The organism is Acetobacter vaccinii, assembly GCF_008365315.1.
GTDB lineage: Bacteria > Pseudomonadota > Alphaproteobacteria > Acetobacterales > Acetobacteraceae > Acetobacter > Acetobacter vaccinii.
Genome location: NZ_CP043506.1, coordinates 169,446 through 190,641, shown reverse-complemented (window position 1 = coordinate 190,641; position 21,196 = coordinate 169,446). Strand labels below are relative to the sequence as shown.

Below are 21,196 nucleotides of genomic sequence, written 5' to 3'. Positions count from 1 at the left end.
TCAGGTAGGGGTCAGAAAATCTGCCTGAACAGCACATACAGCACGCCGCTGATCAGCATGGCGGCAGGCAGGGTGACAATCCAGGCCATGGCCATGGCGCGTAGTGTCCGCCACTGCAGACCACCACCACCAGCAACCATGGTGCCAGCCACGCCGCTGGACAGGATGTGTGTGGTGGAAACGGGCATGCCATAACCTTCTGCCAGACCGATGGTGCCCATGGCCACGATTTCAGCCGAAGCACCCTGGGCGTATGTCAGATGGGTTTTGCCAATCTTTTCACCAACGGTGACGACGATACGCTTCCACCCTACCATCGTGCCAAGCCCAAGAGCCAGCGCGACAGAAATTTTCACCCAGGTGGGAATAAAGCGGGTGCCAGCATCAAGCTGCTTCTTGAACGTGGTCAGTGTCTTGGTTTCGGCCGCAGGAATGTGGCTGACCGAGCTCAGGGTGCGGATGGCGTCGGAAACAAGATACATGTCCGTACGGACGTTGGGGACTGCCGTGGCAGGGATGGCATGCAGGGAGTGATAGTCCTGCACTGCGCCACCAATGTCATGCGACAGAACAGCCAGAGCGCTGTAAACGGCGGGGGTATTGACCGCCTTCTGGCGCAGGGCGTCGGTTACGGTGTTACGGGCCTGCGCTGCGGTGATGGTGCTGCCGTCTGTTGAGCCATGCTGTGTGAAAACAGAGGCCGCTTCTTCCGCGGTCTGGATAAAGGCGGGCATAGCGTTTTCGGGCATGGCGCGGTTAAGCGCATAGGCTGTGGGGGCGGCACCGATCAGGATGAGCATGATCAGACCCATGCCTTTCTGACCGTCGTTGCTGCCGTGGAAGAAGGACACGCCGGTGCAGGTGCCAACCAAAAGGGTGCGGATCCACAGCGGGGGAGGGGCATCGCCTTCCGGTGCTTTGTAGAGCGTGGGGTTCTTGATCAGCAGCTTGAAGACCATCAGCAGCCCGGCAGCCAGCACAAAACCGCAGATAGGGCTGAACAGCAGGGACGAGAACACCTTGGTCACCTGGCCCCACTCAACCCCGTACAGCGGGTTACCAGCGGGGGCGAGGATCTGGTTGGCAAAACCAACGCCCAGGATGGAGCCGATCAGCGCGTGGGAGGAACTGTTGGGAATACCCAGCGCCCATGTTGCCAGGTTCCACACAATGGCGGAAATCAGCAGGGCGAAGATCATGGCATAGCCCGCGCCACTGCCCACCTGCAGGATCAGTTCGACCGGTAGCAGGGTGATGATGCTGTAGGCCACAGCGCCGGAGGACACCAGCACCCCAAACAGGTTCCACATGCCCGACCACACAACCGCAACCAGTGGCGGCAGGCTGTTGGTGTAGATCACCGTGGCAACAGCGTTTGCGGTGTCGTGGAAGCCGTTAACAAATTCAAAGCCCAGCGCGATCAGCAGCGCAAGGGCAAGCAGGACAAACGCACCAATGGCCAGCGTACTTTCGCCTGCCTGATGCAGATCTTTCACGACGCTGTAGCCGACAAACGCCAGCGCACCGAGAATGATGGAAAGGAAGAAGATACGAAAAGCCTGGTGCTCGCCACCGTTCATGTTCGGTCGGGCATAGGTTTTGGCGTTTAATGTCGTGCCAGACATGAAAATTCCTATCTGCATAGCCAAGGGGAGGACTGCAGGCTGGCTTATAAAGTTAGTTATCTCTTTTTAAGTGTGAAACTTTGATGAACATTCCCCATTTTTTATTGTCATTTCGTGTATAAATCGAGTTTTCTTGAACAAAATTGCTTTCATTTCAAATAATAAGAGTGTGTCATTTCTGTTTCGAAGCTGTTTGACTGCTTTGGGAATGCTTGGCCATCCTCGCCACTGGGCGCATTGTTTCTGCCTGCGTTGGGGTGAGTGCCCATGATTGACATTTCATGTCCTGAAGTTAAGACTTGATTCTCGTTTAAACGCTGACTCCCATGATGGAGTCAGGACTGTTGCAGGGCTTTCAATCCGTTCTGTTTTTTCGCGTCAGGATCAGGCAGCGCGCGTGCTGTGCTGCTGGTTCTGTCTCTGCGCGGGAGGGGCCTGCAAGATGCAGAGTGTCGCAAGCAGTCTTTATTGAATGCATGATCGTGCCGGTGTGATTAAAGGCGCTGCCTGCGTTTTTCATTAGGATCACGGTGCCGAGACAAGGGGTGTGGAATGCAGGTCATTGATGTGAAGGTGCTCATTTCCCGGCTGGCAGCGGGGTGTCGCAGCACGGTCGAGGCCGCCGCAGCCCATGCGCTGATGCTGACACAGTATAATGTCGAGGTTGAGCACGTTCTGTGGGCGGCCCTGCGGGATGATCGTTCCGACATAGTGCTGATCCTCAAGGCCCATAATCTTGATGCCGATGCCATGAAGGTGGCAGTCGATAGTGCTCTGGGGCGGTTGAAGTCGGGCAGTGCCCGCCCGCCGGGGCTCTCGCCCGAAATTCTGGCCTGGGTGCAGCAGGCGTGGCTTGTCGCCTCGCTGGATCAGGAGGGGGTGCGGCAGGTGCGTACGGGCCACCTGCTGGCGGCAGCCCTGGCGGATGATGCCCTGCGCCGCCGCATGCTGGACCTTTTTGCGCCCTTGTCCTCCCTGTCGGTTGAAGTCCTGCGCCGCAGCTTTGAAGCCATGACAGAAGGCGGGAGTGAGGAAGGGCAGGTAGAGGCTGATGCTCCGGGTACTGGGGCCGATGCCAGCGTCCTGCCTGCAACGGCAGGTGGGCAGGGGAGCATGCTGGCCCGCTTCTGCACCGATCTGACCGCCCGGGCCAGAGATGGCAAAATGGACCCCATTATCGGCCGGGCGCCCGATATTCGTAAAGTGGTCGATATTTTGTGCCGTCGGCGGCAGAACAACCCGGTGCTGGTGGGGGAGCCCGGCGTAGGCAAGACAGCCATTGCCGAAGGGCTGGCCCAGGCCATTGTTGCGGGTGATGTGCCGCAGATGCTGGAGCACGTGGCCCTCTGGTCGCTCGACCTTGGTCTGTTGCAGGCTGGTGCCGGGGTCAAGGGTGAGTTTGAAAACCGCCTGCGTGGGTTGGTTGAGGAAGTCAACGCCTCGGCCACACCCATTATTCTGTTCATTGATGAAGCGCATATGCTCATAGGCGCAGGTGGTCAGCAGGGGCAGAATGATGCCGCCAACCTGATCAAGCCCGCCCTGGCCCGTGGGGAATTGCGCTGCCTGGCGGCCACGACCTGGGGGGAATATAAAAAGTATTTTGAAAAAGACCCAGCCCTGACACGGCGTTTTCAACCTGTGCAAATTGACCCGCCGGATGAGGATGTCGCCCGCGGTATGCTGCGTGGGCTGTTGCCAATGCTGGAAAAGCACCACGGCGTGCATGTTGCGGAAGATGCCGTGCATGCGGCTGTAAGCCTGTCTGTGCGTTATATTCCCAGCCGTCAGTTGCCTGACAAGGCCGTCAGCCTGTTGGATACCGCATGTTCACGCGTGGCCATGAGCCGGGCGGCAAAGCCCGGTGTGCTGAGTGATGTGCAGCAACGGCTGGCGATGGTTGAGACGGAGTTGAAGGACGTTGCGGCGGACCAGAAGCTGGGCTTCGCTGTGCCGTCAGATTATGAGACTCTGGAGCAGAAACGGGCGGCCTTGCAGGCAGAGTGTGCGGCGCTGGAGGCACGTTGGCAGCACGAATGTGCTCTGGTTGAAAAAATCACGACCTTGCAGGACTGTGTCCGCGCGGGTGAGGGCGAGGATGTCGCGCCAGAACTGGCGCAGGCCCGGCAGGAGCTGACAGCCGTGCAGGGCGATCAGCCTTTGGTGCATGCGGTGGTGGATACATCCAGCGTTGCGGCTGTGGTGGAAAGCTGGACGGGTATTCCCGTCGGGCGGATGGTGGGGGGCGAAATCCAGCGCCTTCTGTCGCTGGAGGAAACACTGGGCCAGCGTGTGCTGGGGCAGACGCATGCGCTCAAGGCCATTGCCCAGGCCATGATTACCCAGCGCGCAGGGCTGACCGACCCCCGCAAGCCAGCCGGTGTGTTCCTTATGGTCGGCACATCCGGCGTTGGTAAGACAGAAACGGCTCTGGCGCTGGCTGAACAGTTGTACGGCGGGGAAGACAGCCTGACCGTCATCAACATGAGCGAGTTCAAGGAGGAGCATAAAGTCTCGCTGCTCATGGGCGCGCCTCCGGGTTATGTGGGGTATGGAGAAGGCGGCGTGCTGACAGAGGCCGTGCGCCGCAAGCCGTATTCCGTCGTCCTTCTGGACGAGATGGAAAAGGCCCATCCCGGTGTGCAGGATGTGTTTTATCAGGTTTTTGACAAAGGCCAGATGAAGGACGGGGAAGGGCGGGAAATTGACTTCCGCAATACCGTGATCATCATGACTTCCAATGCCGGTACGGACACAATCGCCAGTGTCTGTGCCGATCCTGACAATCTGCCTTCGCAGGAGCAGTTGGGTGAGCTGTTGCGGCCTGAACTGCTGCACTGGTTCCGCCCGGCATTTCTGGGGCGGTGCAATGTTGTCGCCTACTATCCGCTGTCGGATGCGCTGATCCGGCGCATTGTGGACCTTAACCTCAAACGCGTGGCCCAGCGCGTGGCCCAGAGCTGGGGGGCTGTGTTCGAGGCTTCGGCGGAGGTGACCGAGGCGTTGGCCGCCCGCTGCCACGAAACCGAAAGTGGTGCGCGCGTGGTCGAAACAATTCTGACCCGCACGGTCCTGCCCGAACTGTCAGCCAAAGCGCTTGCCTGCGTTATGGAAGGTGGCACCGTGCAGGAGATGCGTGTGAGTGTGGATGAGGCTGGAGCGTTTGAATATTCGATTTCCTGAGGGTATTCAGGTATTGAATCTTTCTTCCAAGCGCGTGAGGGACAGTAACGATGTTGCCTGAAGAGACCCCCTTGGGTGCTGTCCCGCAAGCCGAAGTGCCACAGGCTTCCCCTTTGTTGCTGCGTGTGCGTTCCGGTGCTGGGGTCGAGCGGGATTACCCGCTGGAAGGTGACGGCCCCATTGTGCTGGGGCGTGACCCGGACTGTGGGATCGTGCTGGATGACCCTTTGCGCTACATTTCTGCGCGCCATGCCACGCTTGTCCGGGGGGAGGCCGGGGTCCAGCTTGCTGACACCAGCCGCAATGGTACCCGGTTTGATGATGGTACCATTCTGCGCTCAGGGCAGGTGCGAACCCTTAAGCCGGGTGATGCGTTTGAGATCGGGTCCTATCGTCTGGTTCTGGGCAGGGACGGGCAGCCCGCGCAGGCACAGCCTATACCCGCGCCGACTGCGGAATTTGATTTGCCCAGCATGGGCGCCGGGCGCGGCTTTGCTCCAGCAAGCCTGAATACATCCAGCCCCCCGGTTTTCTCAGAAACTGCCCCCGATGCCGGGACTGATCTTGCAGCCCTGCTGGATGATCTGATTATCCCCAGAGGGCAAACCCCTTCGGCGTTTGAAGCCTCCCCTGCCTCGACCCCCTCCATGCCTGATATTCAGGATTTTGTGCCGCAGCAGGGCCCACTCCCTCCGTTTGTTCACGCCCCGTCGGCTCCACCACCGCATGAGAGCGGTGGGGTGGAGGATGCTGAGGGAGGCTTGCCACCCTTTCTGGCAGAAAAGCCTCCTGTGGAGGATGTGCTGCCCCCGCAGGAGGAAAGCCGCGCGCCGGTGGATGCGTTTGTGTTTCTGCCTGTTGCTGGCGATGCCCTGACAACTACGGACAGTGATCATGTCCGGTCCAGACCAGAGGATGATGCCCCTTTCCACCATGACAGTGAGGGAACGGGCAGTGGAGATTACGGAGCCGCTGTGCGGGAAAGCTGCCTGGGGCTGGTCACGCAGTTTGGGGAACTCGGGGTGGCGGGCAGCGGGCACCGCAGCCTTGGTATCCTGCGCGCCGTGCTGCGGGGGGACGATGTGGACAGCATTGTCCTGGCGGATGCCATGCGGAGCGCGTTTGAATATCTATCCCACGTCCGGACAGAGCATGAGGCAGCGGTAACAGGCGCTTTGCACGCGGCGCTGGAGGCAACATCCCCGCTGGCATTTGCCAAGCGCTGGGCGTCACATGTACGGCGGTCTTTATTCCGCTCACGCAATTCCTCGCTCTGGGCGCTTTACAGTAAAATGGAAGAGGAAACCTTTGCGCAGGCAGAGGTGGTTTTTCATAAACGTTTGTTGGACCGGCCTGTTGACCTGGTACCGCCGGAGCCTCAAGCGTCGGGCTCAGTGCCACCCAAGGGCAACAGGCGGGATCCCCGGCTGTTTTCTGCCATTCTGCTGGCTGGGCTGACAGTGTCGCTGACGGGGTGTGGTGGGCCTGATCCCACGCGGATCAAACTCTCCGTGACAACAACAGCGCAGATCAACCGGAATACGGAAGGTGTGCCGTCACCCGTTGTCATGCGGGTTTTTGACCTGCGCACGCGCGAGCCGTTCCAGACCTCCAGTTTTGACAGCCTGTATCATGACAGCCTCAAAACTCTTGGTGCGTCATCCCTTGGGTCGGATGAATACGAACTGCCCCCATCATGGCAGTGGTCGGCTGAACGTGTCTCCCCGCCGGAAACGCAATATCTGGGTGTAGTAGTGGCCTTTCGGGTGTTGCCTGGCGCAACATGGAGGCTGAGCGTGCCCATACGCCAGCACAGGACAAACAAGATCAAGCTTCTGATCGGGCCTAATTCTGTCAGCCAGTTCTCCCCTTCCTAATATCCAGGTGTCCCAGACCATCATGTCCTATACCACCCGTCCGCTTTGGTTCGAAGGTCAGCTTGTTTCTCCCCAGCATCTTCAGCAGCTTAACCGCTGGACGGAAGACGAGTTGATGCGTCGCCAGAACACAGTGGCCGAGTGTTCATGGGGGGTGCACAGCCTGCGGTTTGATGAAAGCCAGTTGGCTATTGGCAAGGTGGCCCCTGTGCAGGGGCGCATTATTTTCCCCGATGGTACGATTGTTGACTTTCCTGACCGGGACCAGACACCAGCCCCGTTGCAGATAGACCCCGACACAACGGATGCGCTGGTCTGGCTGACCCTGCCCCTGCGGAATGGGGACGGGCAGGAAGTGGGTGAAAAACAGCGGCTTTTTGCCGCCAGCGCCGACCTGCGCGACAGCACCGGGCAGGGGGGCGGCCAACGGCAGGTTGTCACGGCAGGTTATAATACAGCCCTGACCTGTAGCGCAGAACACGCCAGCGGCGTTGTGCGGGTGCCGCTATGCCGCATCCTGCGGGTGAATGCGACCGGGGCGGTGCAGCTCGACCGGCAGTTTGCACCACCATCCCTGCGGTCTGGGGCGCATCCGCTGTTTCAGGTCATGGCGCGGGAGGTGCAGGGCATTGTTGCCGGGCGTGCCATGATGCTGGCGCGCCGTGTTGACCCCGCACGGGGCGGCACCGACCTTGCCAGCATGCTCGACTTCATGCTGCTACAAACGCTGAATTCTGCCGGGCTGATCTTTGCCTGGCTCGGCGCGGATGAGGAGCGCAGACCCAGCGACTATTATGCCGAACTGCTGCGGCTGCTGGGGGCTGTCTCCACCTTCGGGCGGGAAACCCGCCTGCCTGAGACAGTGGAGCCCTGGCACCATGCTGATCCGGGCCGCAGCCTTGTCCGTCTGACAGACATGCTGCGGTTTATCCTGAGTGATCTTTCTGTCGATACCGCCATTGCCCTGCCGCTGGAAAACCGTGCCGTCGGGCTGTGGGTGTCGTTGATCAGTGACCGTGTGCTGCTGGAAAACGCACGCTTTGTGGTTATGGCCTCGGCCTCGCTTGAGTCCGAGCAGTTGCGCCGTATTCTGCCGGGCGTCACAAAAGTGGCAGCGGCCGAGACTGTGCAGGAAATTGTCAGCCTCCAGTTGCCGGGTATCCCTTTGCGGCCCCTGCCTGTTGCCCCGCGTGAACTGCCTTATCGCTCCGGCACGGTGTATTTTGAGCTCGATCGCACGTCGTCCCTGTGGCAGCAATTGCTCAATTCCAGTGCATTTGTCATTCATGTCGGCAATATCGTGCCGGATCTCAAACTTGAGTTCTGGGCCCTGAGGCAGCGGTAAAACCATGAGCGATTTCTCTTCCCTGCCCCGTTTTACCGAGACCGCCAAAAGACGCAGGGAAGTGCAGGACGACGCCACCGTGCTGGTCAGCACGACAGGGCGGGACGATGCCTCCGATGCGTGGGAGCATGTTCTGCCTTCCCGTCAGGAAGGGCCGTTGATGCATGCGGCCTGGCCGTCCCTGCTGATCCTGACCCATATCAAGGCAGGCTGGGTGCCAGATGATATTACGGCTTTCAAGAACCGGCTGACGGAAATTATCCGGGAGTTTTCACGCCAGGCCGATGCCACGGGCTGCCCGGCGGAAAGTATTGCCTGTGCCCGCTACCTGCTGTGCACGGCGCTGGATGAGGCTGTGGTGCTGACGGCATGGGGGCAGGGTGGGGTATGGAGCGAACGCAGCCTGCTCAGCCTTTTCCATAATCAGACATGGGGCGGGGACGCCAGCTTCCGCATTGTGGACTACGCGCAGGACAACAAGCTGCGGGATGTGTTGGCCATTGCGTTTGAAATTCTGGTTCTAGGCTTTCAGGGCCGCCTGAGGACCGAGAAAGACGGTACGGAAAAGGCAGACCTGTTGGCGGAAAAGCTGTTTCATGTCCTTTATGATGACAGGGGCGAAGGGGCTAGAAGCTTTGCTCCTAAGGCCCTGTCTGCGGGTAAACCGCAGCGCATGATGCGCCTGCCTGCGGTCAAAACCGTTGGTCTGATTTGTCTCGTGCTGCTTTTGGTCGCCATGGTCGGGCGGGGGCTGCAACTGGCCCAGCGGGATGCGCAAATGCGCGGGGACCTTGATAGCCTCAATCATGTCCTTCTGAACGAGGCGCAGCCATGATCTGGTTTCTGATAGCGCTGCGGCGCCCGCTCATGCTGCTGCTTCTGCTGCTGGTTATTGTGGCGTCCGGCTGTGTTGGGCTGCGGGGTATTCCCGGCTGGTTTAGCATGTTGCCCCATGCTTCGGTGCCGTTGCGGGTTGGCATTATTGTGGCGCTGTTTCTTGGCTGGTTGCTGATGGGTGTGCTGGTGCTTGTCTGGCCCCGGTTGAAGCGCCGCTTCACGCTGTTCCGCCTGCGCCGCATGACCCGCCTTGGTGGTCAGTCCGCTGAGGATGACATGCAGGATGAGGTTACATTTGCGCCGGGGCAGGTCGGCAGCCTGATTGATGGCCTGTTTGCAAACCTGCGTAAGCGCTCCAGCACCCAGCTTGTGCGGGATTATACCGACACATTGCCCTGGGTGCTGGTGATGGGACCGCCTGGCGTGGGCAAGAACCAGACGGTGCAGCGGGCAGGGCTGTCCCTGTCCCTGAGTGAAACGCTGGAGGATGAAGGGCTGCTTGGTGCGTCCTCCAATGCGTTGCGTATTTTGCTTGCGGACAATGGTGTGGTGCTGACCGTGCCGGGTGCGGCCCTGTCACGCGGGGCCAGTCAGGATACTGGGTGGTCGGACCTGCTGCGCTATCTGGCCCACCGGCGTTTGCGGCGGCCACTTGATGGCATTGTGCTAACACTTGATGCAGAACTGTTGATGACCCGCAGCGGGCTGGAACAGGCTGTGCAGCTACGCCTGCGCCTGCGTGAAGCCATGCAGAGGCTCAATTTCCGCCCTCAGGTTTATCTGCTTGTCAGTAAGCTTGATCTTGTTCCTGGCTTTGCCGCCTATTTTGCGCGGGCAGACCAGCGTGAACGGCAGGCTGCCATGGGCATAACCCTGAACTGGCCCTTGCCTGAACGGCCCGATGCGGTCGTGCAGCATGAGCTGATGCAGCTCTGCGGGCGCATTACCCGTGGTCTGCCCGCGCGCATGGTGGGTCTGCGTGACGTGCAGCAGCGTGCTGCCGCGCAGCTCTTCACACTCCGCTTTCAGGAACTGGCTGAGCGGGTCTCCCTCGTCTGTGCCGAGATCATGCGTTCGGGCAGGCGCGACAACGTCATTGCGCTGCGTGGTGTCTTCTTCTGCTCTGCCGGGGGGGACAGCAAGCAGGGGGCAGAGGCCATGGTGGATGGGTTCGCCCACGAGATAGGCATGAAACCCACTGCCGTTGTGCAGCCTGTTCCGGCTGGTTCCTTTTTCTGCAACGGCTTTTTTGAAAATTTTGTGTTTGGTGAAGCGGGGCTGAGTGGTCGTAACCGCAAGGCGGAATACCAGTTTGTCCTGCGGCACACAGCCGGGTATGCCGCCTGCCTGGCAGGCATGGCCGCAGGGCTGTCCATTCTTGTCAGCGACCGCAATGGCAATGCCATCAGGCTGCGCGACAATATCCACCAGCAGTTGACCCTGCTGGCCGCCCTGCCTGCCAACCCCGATTTTTCCGACCTTCTGCCCGACCTCAACCTTGGTGCGGCTGCGAGGGAAATCTGGCCAGACAGACCGGTGATCTGGCGCGAGGCTTATTTTGGCATGGTGCAGGGGCTGTATCATATTGGGGCCGCAGTCCGCACCGACTACCAGAACACCTTGATGACGCGGCTGATGCCTGTGCTGATGCGGGGGCTGGAAGCCGATTTGCGCAATGCCGTGCAGGAAGGGGTGGACCCTGATCGGGTACGCTCAGACCTCAAGGTCTATCTGGAACTGGGCAACCCGCAGTTTTTTAACCGTGATGATGTGCGGCGTTGGATGCATGGTCATGTGGACAGGCTGTTCCGTTTTCAGCCGGTCCAGCATGAGGATGCCATGCGCCATGTCAACGCGCTGGTGGCGCTCCTGCCTGTTGCCCAGCCGCTGAATGACGGGCTGGTGGCGGAAGCCCGCAGCATGTTGCGGGCCAATCTGACGGCAGGGCAGCTTTATGACCAGATCCGCCTGCTGGCGGTGCAAAGCCGCCTGACAGACCTGGATGTTATTAACGACATCGGCATGGAGGGTGCGCGTTTTCTGATGCTGCGTGCACAGGCGCATCTGTCCATGCAGATCCCGGCTCTTTACACGCGGCAGGGGTTTTACCGGGTCTTTCTGCACTATGCCCCGCAGCTTGTGAACGACCTTGGTGTGGACTCCTGGGTCATGGGCGAACAGACACAGGCGGATTCTGTTCAAAGCCGCGCGTTGCTGGAGCAGTTGATCGGGCTTTACAGCGCCGATTACATTCGTCAGTGGCGCATGGTGTTGGAACAGATCAGCCTGCGTGCGCTGCCAGACCTGCAAAATGCCTCCGATGCGTTGCAGATATTTGCAGGGGCAAACTCTCCCCTGACCCGTCTGGTGGCTCTGGTTGATACGCAGACAACCTTGCCCCCGCCTGATACCGCTGACCATGATACCGTGCAGGAGCATCTTGAAACACTGGGGCTGGACAAGACTGCTCTGCCACCCGGCGTTGAAAAGGCCGTCAAGATTGCAGTCAAAGCGCATCAGAAAAAGGAACAGACGCCTTTTGACAGCCTGACATGGCCGGGTGACACCATATCGGCAGCATTTGCCCCGCTGCATGGGCTTGCACCGGGCGGTACCAATGCCGGGCAGATGGCGCAGATGCAAAGCATGCTGACCAGCCTGTATGGCACTGTTTTTAGCATTGTATCAGCGGCTGACCCCTCGACCGAGGCGCTGCGTCTGGCGGGGCAGATTACATCGGGGCAGATGGCTGACCCGTTCCAGTCCCTCAGCCTGCAAAGTGTTTCCCTGCCGGTACCGCTGGATGGGGTGTTGCAGTCGCTCCGCACTGATCTGTACCAGGTGGTACAGACGCTGGCGTTGCAGCGTATGCGCGTGCTGTGGGCGCAGTCGGTGGAAGCGGAGTGCGAGCAGTCGGTGGCGCAGTATTACCCCTTTGTCCGGGGCGGGAGTGAAGGCCAGCAGGCTCCAGACATGACGCTGGACGACTTTACCTCCTTTTTCGGGCAGGGTGGCGTTATGGACCGCTTTGAAACCGGTCCACTGGCCCCGTTTGTAGAGGTTTCACCCGATGGTACTCTGGTGCCGCGTGTTTCGGCTATGGAGCCGCGGCTGTATCCTGCGGCTCTGGCGCAGGTTAACCGTGCGCGTAGCATCCGCAACATGTTCTTCTCGGCAAACGGGCCTGCCACACTGCGGTTTTCCGTACAGGCCAGTTATCTGGATGCCAAAGCCCTGTCAGCCACGCTGACGTTTGACTCCCGCTCACTGACGTATCGGCATGACCCTGTGCAGACCATGTCTTTCTCCTGGCCGTCCTCGGGTGGTGGGGGCGACATGGGGGGTATTGGCACCGCCGGTCTGTCTGTTGTCGGGCTGGACGGGCAGACATCTACCATGACGGCCAGTGGCCCGTGGGCGGCATTCCGCCTGTTTGACATGGCCCAGCAGCAGCTTCTGCCGCAGGGGCGCGGGGCTGTGTTTGCCTTTACCACAGGTGGTTTGCAGGCAAGCTGGCGGATATTGGCGGATCACTCCTTCAGCGCCTTTCTCAAGGGGTCTGACTTCAGGGAGTTCCGTTGTGTTCCCCAACTCTGACACGGCGGTTATTCCGTCACGCTATACGGTGTTGCAACGCTTGGGAGGGGGGGCGCAGGGCACTGTTTATCTGGTGCGCGATACACGGGGCGGGGTGGGAAATAGGCTGGCACTCAAGGTCTGTGCAGCAGACCCGGACACACAGGATGCGCTGCGGCACGAAGGGCAGGTGCTGACGGCGCTGGGCGGCCTCTGCGGGCCACGTCTGTACGAGAGCAGGCCACGGTCTCTGGTTATGGACTACATTCCCGGCCAGTCATGGGGCATGGCTCGTACGGGGGCAGGGCGTAAGCGCGCGCTGGGCTGGTTACGCCATGCTGCGCAGGAGGTAGCCCTGCTGCATGACGCAGGGTGGTGCCATGGGGACCTCAAGCCTGACAATATCCTGTGCCTGCCAGATGGGAGCGCGCGGATTATCGACTTTGGCGCGGCTCGCCGCCGTTTTGATGATGCCCAGGCGACAGAGCCATTTTGTGTAAATGACGGCCAGTACTGGACAACACCAGCCTATGCACCTCCCCCGCGTGAACGGGCGGATATTCGTGATGATGTGTACAGCATGGCGGTCATGTTGCATGATGTGCTGGTGGGCAAGCTGCCAGAGGGCAGTGGGGCCGCGTGCATTACACCACGCCCGGCAGGCGTGTCGGCTACGGGCTGGACAGTGCTGCGGCGTGCGCTTTCTCCTGACCGCACACAAAGACCATGGGATGTTATGGCCCTTGTCCGTGCGGTCATACCCTCTGGATTTACCTTCTGGCTGCGAAGGGCTGCGTGAGTATGACTGAAGATCCCCGGTTTGAGGCTCTTGTTTGCGCTCTGCCAGACGGCCACCCGGACCCTGCGGATGTGCGGGAGTCCGAGCTGTTTGATAGCCTTGATAACAGGCTGAAACAGGCAGAGCGTGAGGGGCCAAAAAGCGTGGACTGGCCAGGTGTGGTGCGCGATGCGTTCACGCTGCTGACCACCCAGTCCCACGACATGACGGTGGCGTGCTGGCTGGCCTGCGCCCTTGCGCGGGCCGAAGGCACGGCTGGTTTGGCTCTGGGGATCATGGCGGTCGGGCATATGGTCGAGCATGAGTGGGAGAGCGCATACCCTCCGCTTGCCCGTATCCGCCAGCGCCGGGGTATTCTTGGCTGGCTGGTTACTCAGTTATCCCGCGTGGTGCCAGAAGCCCCGATCCCTCCGGGTGATGAAGAGGCCGTCCTGCGTGCATATGACGCGCTTAACGCTTTGGACCGGCAGCTTGATCAGGTGCTGCCGGATGCGCCCTCCCTGCGTGATGTGCTGGGCCCACTCAAAATTCTGGCCCGCGATATTCGCGCTGATCGGGAGGCCGCAGCCGCAAGTGCTGTGAGCGAACCGGCCCCCGACGCCCTTCCTGCGGTGGAAGACAATGTGCCGGTAGAGGCACCGCCGCCGCCACCTCATTCAGAACCGGTTGCGGTGCCTCCGCCTGTGAGTGTGGCACCACAGGTGCCCACCCCGGCAGCCCCGCTTGCTCCTGTCCATGCCCCTGAGCCCGTGGTGTTGGATGAGAATGCAGAGGCAGCACTGCATGTGTTTCTGACGCAAAACCGTAGTTTTGCCCTGTCCCTGCTGGAGCGTGACCCGTTGAACTGGCAGGCATGGACTGTGTTGCTGGGGGGCGGGTGGGCGTCGTTGACATTTGTGCCGCCTGCAGATGCTGCGGGTGTTACCCAGATTATGCCACCTGCCACGACCCGGCTTGATGAGTTTCAGGCTCTGGAACAGGCGGGGCAATGGTCGGAACTGATCCAGCAACTGGCGTCTTTCTGTTCTGCCTCCGGTCTTTTCTGGCTTGATGGTCATTACAGAATGGCTCAGGCTCTCACCCGGTTGGATCAGGGGGGAGAACGAGGGCGCACGTGTGCCCAGAGTGTGCAGGGGGCGGCGCAGGCTGGCGTTGCGCGGCTGAGTGGGCTGGAGCAGTTGAGCTTTCAGAATGGCATGGTGTTTGCCAGCCCTGCAACACGCCAGTGGCTGCGCCCGGCAGTAACATCCGCACCAGCGGGGGCCGTACAGGGCGATGATCCGGTGAGTACGGCCTGGGCTGCGGCGGCAGAGTGCCTTCAGTCGGGCGATGTGGCAGCCGCCGTGGCCAGCCTGGGGCGCAGTATCGGTCAGGCAGGTAGTGCGCGGGACAGGTTTCGTTTACGGCTCCGGCTTGCGGGGCTTTTGCTGGATGCCAAGGCGGGTATTCTGGCCGAGGCTTTGCTGGATCATCTGGTTGACAACGCCCGGGGGCTGGGGCTTGTGGAATGGGAGCCCGCATTGAGTAGTGACCTGCAACTGTTGCGGCACCGTTGCGCGATGTCGGCAGAACCTGCCACCATGCCCGGCGAGAACGCCCGCCAGGCATTGGCGGAGCTGGTTTTGACCGATCCGGCAGCAGCCCTGGGTCTGTTGCAGGGAAGGAATGGGGCATGATCATCCGGAACCGTCACGGTCCTTGTCTGGGCGTGTGCCGGATTGCCCTGTTTTCCTTTTTGCCTGTTTTTGCTTAAATTCTGTGGAGATTTCATCATGGCTCAGTCATCGTCCATCGCTCCCAAAGAACGCGTTAATATCAAATACAGCCCTGCGACAGGTGCGGCCGCAGAAGAGGTGGAACTGCCCCACAAGCTGCTGATGATCGGGGACTATACCCAGCGTGCCGATGAAACCCCGCTGGAAGAGCGGGACCGGATGGAAGTCAACAAGGACAATTTCAAGGATGTCATGAGCAGCCAGAAGCTGCACCTGGACCTGAAAGTGCCCAACCGTCTGGATGATGCCCAGGAGCAGGGCGAACCTGCGGGGGAGATGACTGTCAGCCTGGATATTGCAACGCTCAAGGACATGGAACCCGCAGCCATTGTGGAAAAAGTGCCAGAGCTGCGCCAGTTGCTGGACCTGCGTCGGGCGCTGACAGCCCTGAAGGGGCCGCTGGGTAACATGCCCGCTTTTCGCAAGGCCATTGAGTCCATCCTGGCAGATGAAACACTGCGCGCACGCCTGATTGATGAAATCGGTGGGCAGGACAAAGCCTGAGAGATGATGCCCAACAGGGCTGAAGCAACACAGCAGGGCCAGTTAAAAAGGGAAGACCATTATGTCTGAATCAGTCTCGTCAGGGGCCGCCGCCACAGAAGAAACGCAGGAACTGTCCCTGCTGGAGCAGGTGCTGGCTGAAACCCGCCTGTCCCCGACAGAGGATGGGTATGAAGAGGCCCGCAAGGGCGTTGCCGCGTTCCTGGCTGAAATTGTCAAACCCTCCCATGCCGACCAGCGCGTGCAGGGTGCTGTGGTTGATCAGATGATTGCCATGATCGACGCCAAGCTGTCGGATCAGGTTAACGCCATTATGCACCACCCGGACTTTCAGTCCCTTGAGTCTGCATGGCGCGGGCTGAAGTTTGTGGTGGATCGGACAGACTTCCGCCAGAACATCAAGATCGAGGTACTCAACGTCTCGAAAAACGATCTGTTGCAGGATTTCGAAGATGCGCCGGAAGTGGTGCAGTCCGGCCTGTACAAACATGTTTATGTTGATGAATTTGGCCAGTTTGGTGGTAAGCCATTTGCGGCAATCATTGCCAACTATCAGTTTACGCCCGGCGGTCAGGACGTCAAACTGATGCAGTATAGCTCGGCTGTCGGGGCCATGGCGCACGCGCCGGTTATTGCATCGCCCGCGCCCGAGTTCTTTGGCGTTTCCAACTTTGAGGAAGTGTCCCGTCTGAAAGATCTTGAAGCAATCTTCGAAGGTCCGAAATACGCCAAATGGAACAGCTTCCGCGCCAGTGAGGACAGCCGCTATTTTGGCCTGACACTGCCGCGTTTTCTTGCGCGCCTGCCCTATGGCGCGGCGACCGTGCCTGTCGAAAACTTCAATTTTGAAGAAAAGACAGATGGCAAAACAGAAAATTACGTCTGGTGTAACGCCGCGTTTGCGTTTGCAACCCGCCTGAACGACAGCTTTGCCAATTATCGTTGGGCCCCCAACATCATTGGACCGCAAAGCGGTGGCGCGGTGGAAGACCTGCCCCTGCACACCTATGAGGTGATGGGCCAGTCAGAAACCAAGATACCGACAGAAGTACTGGTATCCGACCGGCGGGAATTTGAATTTGCTGAGCAGGGCTTTATTGCGCTGACCATGCGCAAGGGCAGCGATAATGCCGCCTTCTTCTCGGCCAATTCCGCCCAGAAGCCGAAATTTTTTGGCACGACGTCGGAGGGCAAGGAAGCAGAGCTGAACTATAAGCTGGGCACGCAGCTTCCGTATATGTTCATCATCAACCGTCTGGCGCACTACATCAAAGTTCTACAGCGTGAGAATATTGGTAGCTGGAAGAGTGCGGCCGAACTCCAGACCGAACTGGGCAACTGGCTGCGTCAGTATGTGTCGGACCAGGAAAATCCGTCATCCGAAGTGCGGAGCAGGCGTCCGCTGCGCCGTGCAGAAATCACGGTGTCGGATGTTGAGGGTGAACCCGGCTGGTACAGGGTGTCCATGGCCGTGCAGCCGCACTTCAAATACATGGGGTCGGATTTCACGCTCTCTCTGGTCGGCAAGCTCGACAAGTCGTAACGCGTTGGTGTTTCCCTCTTGCAGGCTGTTGTGGTCTGCAAGGGGGCATCTTGGGATAGTGACGGCTGTTGCCGGGCTGTCTGACTGCCTGGGTGGTGTTGCCTACTGCCAGCTTGGCGGGTGCAGGGGCATGGTGGCATAGGCGGAGAGAACCTGTTGCACGTAATGCCGGGTTTCAAGAATAGGCGGTATGCACAGGCATTTGTCCACAGGGGCCGGGCCTGCATTATAGGCCGCCAGCGCCAGCCCCGTAACATTGTTATAGCGGCGCAGCAGGCTGGCCAGGTAACGGGTGCCACCACGGATATTGTCGGCAATGTCAAAACGGTCCTGCGTGCCAACATCCTGCGCGGTGCCGGGCATCAGCTGCATCAGCCCCACAGCCCCGCGTTGCGAGACGGCCTTGGGCCGGAATGCACTTTCTACCTGAATGACAGCCCGCACCAGCCTGCTGTCCACGCCTTCCTGCTGTGCGGTCAGGCTGATCAGCCGGGGCAGGGTGGCCATGTCTTTCATCAGCGCGGTATCGTGGTCCAGCGGGCAGGCAGGCAGGCCAATATGTGCGCCCTGACTACGCCGCAACCACTGTGCCGCCAGGCCGGGCTGGTATTCCGGGCCGTTGGGGTCCAGCAACCAGGAGACTATCAGCCGGGTTGCCCGTCCGTCTCCTTCCCCCGCAGCATCGCACAGCAGGCGCATGACGTGGGTGGCATCGTCTGGTGTGGTGGCGTGCATTTCCAGCGTTATGGCCGCCTGGTAAAGGCGCGCACCCGCCTGCGGTGGGGCCAGCGCATGGGCCGGAGCATGATACGTCACAAACAGGGCCAGCAGCAGGGTAACGTAGTAGCGAAGGGGCAGTGTCATGTTTGAGCGTCGGTTGCTGTCGCGTATCAGCGATAGTGAAGAGGCCCGGCAGCGCCAGCCGGACCTGAACGATATTCTGGCGGATGTCCTCAGCCATCTTCGTGAACTTTTTAACATCCGCAAGGGTAGTGTTTCCATCCGCTCTGATTATGGCATGGTCGATCTGAACAGCGCGCTGGGCAGTTTTACGGATGCAATCCCGCTGCTGGAAGCAGAAATTGCCTCACAGATCACCAAATTCGAACCCCGGCTGAGCCATGTGAACGTCCGCTACATTCCTGACAGGGACAAACCCGGCACGATTGGCTTTGCCATTCATGTTGTGTTGGAAACGCCTGATGGTGGCAGAAAAATAAAGGTGGATACTCAGATAAGCCAGAACGGCCAGGTGCGTATCTCGCAATAGGAAGGGCAGCAGGGCATGGAGGAGAAAATTTCCAACAGGCGCTATTATGAAGATGAACTGGCGTATCTGAGAGAACTCGGGTCGGCATTCGGGCGGGCTAACCCCCAGATTGCGGGGCTTTTGTCCCAGCAGTCCCACGACCCGGATATCGAACGGCTGATGGAGGCTTTTGCCTTCCTGACCGCCAAGCTACGCCAGCGCCTGGAGGAAGGTCTGCCCGAACTGGCCCATGGCGTCATGGCGCTGCTGGCACCGTACTATCTGCGTCCGCTGCCTGCGATGTCCATTGTTGAATTGACCCCTGCAAAGGAGGGGCACGATACGGTGCTGCCCTCTGGCAGTGAGGTGCTGTCAGTGCCCGTTGAATCCTCGGTCTGTTCGTTCCAGACCTGCGGGGATGTCCCTTTGGTGCCTGCCGTGGTGTCGGGGGTCAGGCAGCAGGAAAATGCGGGTATAACGCGGCTGTATGTAACGCTTTCCATGCAACCGGGGGCGTCGACCCAGAAGCTGGCTAGCCAGAAGCTGCGTTTGTTTCTGGGGGGCGGCAGGGACCAGCGCTCGGGGCGGATACTGCTGCATATGCTGATGACCGGTCTGGCATCGGTTGAGGTCATGCTGGGGGACCGCCCGCATCATCTTGGCTCTGCGATCAGTCAGGCGGGTTTTGCCGAGAGTGAGGCCATGCTGCCATGGCCTGCCAATTGTGCCCCGGCCTACCGGATTTTGCTGGAATATCTGGCTTTCCCCGATCGTTTCCTGTTTGTTGACCTGCCTGCGATCCCGGCGGATGTGGCATTGCCCGCGGGCGAGGTCACCTTTGTCCTGACCTTTCGCAGCAGGCTGGAACTGCCGGTGGAACTGGGACCGGAAGACCTGCGCTTGAACTGCGTGCCGGTGGTCAATCTTTTCCGCTGTGATGGTCAGCCTATCCGCCCTGCACAGGACCGGGTGGAATATCTGCTGCTGCCCGCCCTGCCGTATGCTGCACAGGCGCAGATCTTCAATATCAGTGCCGTATGGGGTCGCAGACGGGGGTATAAGGGGGATATTCCCATCCAGAACTTCAACGCCTTTACCCAGGTGAACGCGGATGAAGCTGGCTACTGCTATTCCGCCCATATCCGGCAGGCTGTTATCGGGTATGGGAGTGAAACATGGCTGAGTTTCATGGATATGAAAGACCATACCGTGGTGCCGCAGATGGACGTTGTCAGCTCGTCCCTGCTGTGTACCAACGGGGCATTGGCCGCCAGAGTGCCGGTGGGGGGCATATGCCGCATGGGCGGCGGGGTTATGGGCATTACCCAGGTCCGTAATATTGTGCCGGTTTATGCGGGTGTGTCACCGCCCTTGCAGAGCAGTATTCTGTGGCGTCTGGTAAGCGGGCTGCTGCGGACCCTTCAGCCATTGGACAATGTGGATGCCCTGCGCCTGCTGATTGAAGCGCATGACTTCCGCGCCAAGGCAAATGAGCAGGCCCGACTGAAAAGTCAGAATATGCTGGCCTCGCTTGCTGCTGTTCGGACTGAGGCATTTGACCACATTCTGCGGGGCACCCCCGTGCGGGGGCGGCGCACCATTATAGAACTGCAACGGACGGGGTTTTCCAGCCTGGAGGAGCTTTATCTGTTTGCCACGGCTATGGACGCATTCCTGGGTGTTTATGCCTCGGTCAATTCCGTCTGGTGCCTGGAGGTGCATGATACCTACGGCAATATCCGCTTTGTTTTTCCTGTGCGGCAGGGGCGGACAAGCCTGTCATGACAGAGGATGATGACAACCCGCAGGCATTAGCGGCCGACACTCCAGAAGTGGAGGTGCTGCCCCAGTTGCCAGACCCCGGACAGCTTGCGTTTCCTAACCTGCTACGCTTTGCTCAGGCGTACGCCCGACGTGAAATGGAAAAGACCGGGCGCAAAACTCCTTTCCGGGATTCCATTCTGTTTCGTTCTTTCCCGTCCTTTGGCTTTCCTGGTGGTGAAGTCGCCAGCCTGAAGGCCTTGCCGGAGAGCGAAGATTGGCCGCTGGAAGCAGAAGTCACTTTCCTGGGGTTTTATGGCACGTCCTCACCGTTGCCGAATTTCTGGACAGAGCGGGTACTGGCTGGTGGTCAGGCGGCCGATAACATCCGCGACCTGCTTGATCTGTTCGGGAATCCGCTTGTCCATATTCTGGGGGATATCTGGCGGCATTGTCACCTGTACGCGCAGTTTCGCAATGCTGATGTCAAAGCCTTTGCCCAACCATTTCTGGCGCTGGGGGGGCTGGATAGCGCGGTTTTGTCGGATAAGGAATGTTTGCGGCTGCTGCCGCTGAGCGGGCTGCTGTCGCAGTACGAACGTTCGGCCCCTGTGCTGGAGCGTATTCTGTCCGCTTACATGGGCATGACCGTGAGGGTGGTAGAGGGTGTCCTCAGGCGGATTGTATTGCCGCGCGCTGCTCAGTTTCTGCCGGGTGCGGCGGGGGTGGCGTTGGGGCAGGGCCTCAGGCTGGGTGAAAGCTTTGAGGACACCAGCACGACGATTGCCATTACGATTACGGCGCAGGATTCTGAGGCTTTGCAGGCCCTTTTGCCGGGAGGGGAGCGGCACAGCGCACTGTGTGCCTTTACCCGCACGATCATGCGCGACCCTCTGGCCTGCCGCATTGACGTTGTGATTGAGCAGGCTGCAAACGCGGCTTTCCGGTTGGGGGAAAGTCATCTGGGCTGGACAAGTTGGCTAAGCCCGCAGGGAGAGCAGGCGATTGATGTTGGATTTGTATAAATCCGACGATAGGGCAGGATTTCCCTATGCAAGGACTGTAGGTGCTTTTGTAAATATGTCTCTGTAATGATGTGTCACGTTAGTTTCGAAATCGAAT

At 59.7% G+C, this 21,196-nt stretch carries 14 protein-coding genes; 12 read left to right on the top strand and 2 right to left on the bottom strand.

Features of this window, described 5'->3' with window-relative positions:
• Positions 1 to 11: 11 nt before the first annotated feature.
• Entirely contained in the window at positions 12 to 1,625 is a 1,614-nt protein-coding gene (locus tag FLP30_RS00800) for an inorganic phosphate transporter (RefSeq protein ID WP_149277916.1), read from the bottom strand.
• 552 nt (positions 1,626 to 2,177) lie between these two features.
• Here FLP30_RS00800 and tssH point away from each other — a divergent pair.
• From tssH to tssC, 9 genes are all read left to right on the top strand, one after another.
• Positions 2,178 to 4,808: a type VI secretion system ATPase TssH gene (gene tssH / locus FLP30_RS00795; RefSeq protein ID WP_149277915.1), complete on the top strand. Its 2,631-nt coding sequence runs from the start codon at positions 2,178 to 2,180 to the stop codon at positions 4,806 to 4,808.
• A gap of 50 nt (positions 4,809 to 4,858) precedes the next feature.
• Positions 4,859 to 6,685 carry a type VI secretion system lipoprotein TssJ gene (gene tssJ, locus FLP30_RS00790; protein WP_149277914.1) on the top strand — a complete coding sequence of 609 codons (1,827 nt, stop codon included), beginning with the start codon at positions 4,859 to 4,861 and terminating at the stop codon, positions 6,683 to 6,685.
• Positions 6,686 to 6,707: 22 nt separating this feature from the next.
• Positions 6,708 to 8,030, top strand: coding sequence for a type VI secretion system baseplate subunit TssK (tssK, locus tag FLP30_RS00785; protein WP_149277913.1), 1,323 nt, complete (start codon positions 6,708 to 6,710; stop codon positions 8,028 to 8,030).
• 4 nt (positions 8,031 to 8,034) lie between these two features.
• On the top strand, positions 8,035 to 8,865 hold the full coding sequence (icmH, locus tag FLP30_RS00780; RefSeq protein ID WP_149277912.1) for a type IVB secretion system protein IcmH/DotU: 831 nt from the start codon (positions 8,035 to 8,037) through the stop codon (positions 8,863 to 8,865).
• Positions 8,862 to 12,464 carry a type VI secretion system membrane subunit TssM gene (tssM, locus tag FLP30_RS00775; protein ID WP_149277911.1) on the top strand — a complete coding sequence of 1,201 codons (3,603 nt, stop codon included), beginning with the start codon at positions 8,862 to 8,864 and terminating at the stop codon, positions 12,462 to 12,464. The genes icmH and tssM overlap by 4 nt, the downstream gene beginning before the upstream one ends.
• Positions 12,448 to 13,242 carry a protein kinase domain-containing protein gene (locus FLP30_RS00770; RefSeq protein ID WP_168200024.1) on the top strand — a complete coding sequence of 265 codons (795 nt, stop codon included), beginning with the start codon at positions 12,448 to 12,450 and terminating at the stop codon, positions 13,240 to 13,242. Before tssM ends, FLP30_RS00770 begins: the two co-directional genes overlap by 17 nt.
• A gap of 2 nt (positions 13,243 to 13,244) precedes the next feature.
• A complete protein-coding gene (tssA, locus tag FLP30_RS00765) occupies positions 13,245 to 14,918 on the top strand; it encodes a type VI secretion system protein TssA (protein WP_168200023.1) in 1,674 nt (557 codons plus the stop codon).
• 96 nt (positions 14,919 to 15,014) lie between these two features.
• Positions 15,015 to 15,521: a type VI secretion system contractile sheath small subunit gene (gene tssB / locus FLP30_RS00760; RefSeq protein ID WP_149277908.1), complete on the top strand. Its 507-nt coding sequence runs from the start codon at positions 15,015 to 15,017 to the stop codon at positions 15,519 to 15,521.
• Positions 15,522 to 15,582: 61 nt separating this feature from the next.
• Positions 15,583 to 17,064, top strand: a complete 1,482-nt coding sequence (gene tssC, locus FLP30_RS00755) for a type VI secretion system contractile sheath large subunit (protein WP_149277907.1) — start codon at positions 15,583 to 15,585, stop codon at positions 17,062 to 17,064.
• A 102-nt stretch (positions 17,065 to 17,166) separates the two neighbouring features.
• Here the strand turns inward: tssC and FLP30_RS14210 are convergent, their stop codons facing one another.
• Positions 17,167 to 17,928, bottom strand: coding sequence for a lytic transglycosylase domain-containing protein (locus tag FLP30_RS14210; protein ID WP_168200022.1), 762 nt, complete (start codon positions 17,926 to 17,928; stop codon positions 17,167 to 17,169).
• On the opposite strand from FLP30_RS14210, the gene tssE reads away from it, so the two are divergent.
• Genes tssE through tssG form a run of 3 tightly spaced genes read left to right on the top strand, consistent with a single transcriptional unit; the run spans position 17,927 to position 21,099 of the window.
• Positions 17,927 to 18,334: a type VI secretion system baseplate subunit TssE gene (gene tssE / locus FLP30_RS00745; protein WP_149277905.1), complete on the top strand. Its 408-nt coding sequence runs from the start codon at positions 17,927 to 17,929 to the stop codon at positions 18,332 to 18,334. The two genes, FLP30_RS14210 and tssE, sit on opposite strands and share 2 nt — an antisense overlap.
• A gap of 15 nt (positions 18,335 to 18,349) precedes the next feature.
• Positions 18,350 to 20,098 (top strand): type VI secretion system baseplate subunit TssF, encoded by a 1,749-nt coding sequence (tssF, locus tag FLP30_RS00740; protein ID WP_149277904.1) that lies wholly within the window; start codon positions 18,350 to 18,352, stop codon positions 20,096 to 20,098.
• On the top strand, positions 20,095 to 21,099 hold the full coding sequence (tssG, locus tag FLP30_RS00735) for a type VI secretion system baseplate subunit TssG (protein ID WP_149277903.1): 1,005 nt from the start codon (positions 20,095 to 20,097) through the stop codon (positions 21,097 to 21,099). Before tssF ends, tssG begins: the two co-directional genes overlap by 4 nt.
• Positions 21,100 to 21,196 lie beyond the last annotated feature (97 nt).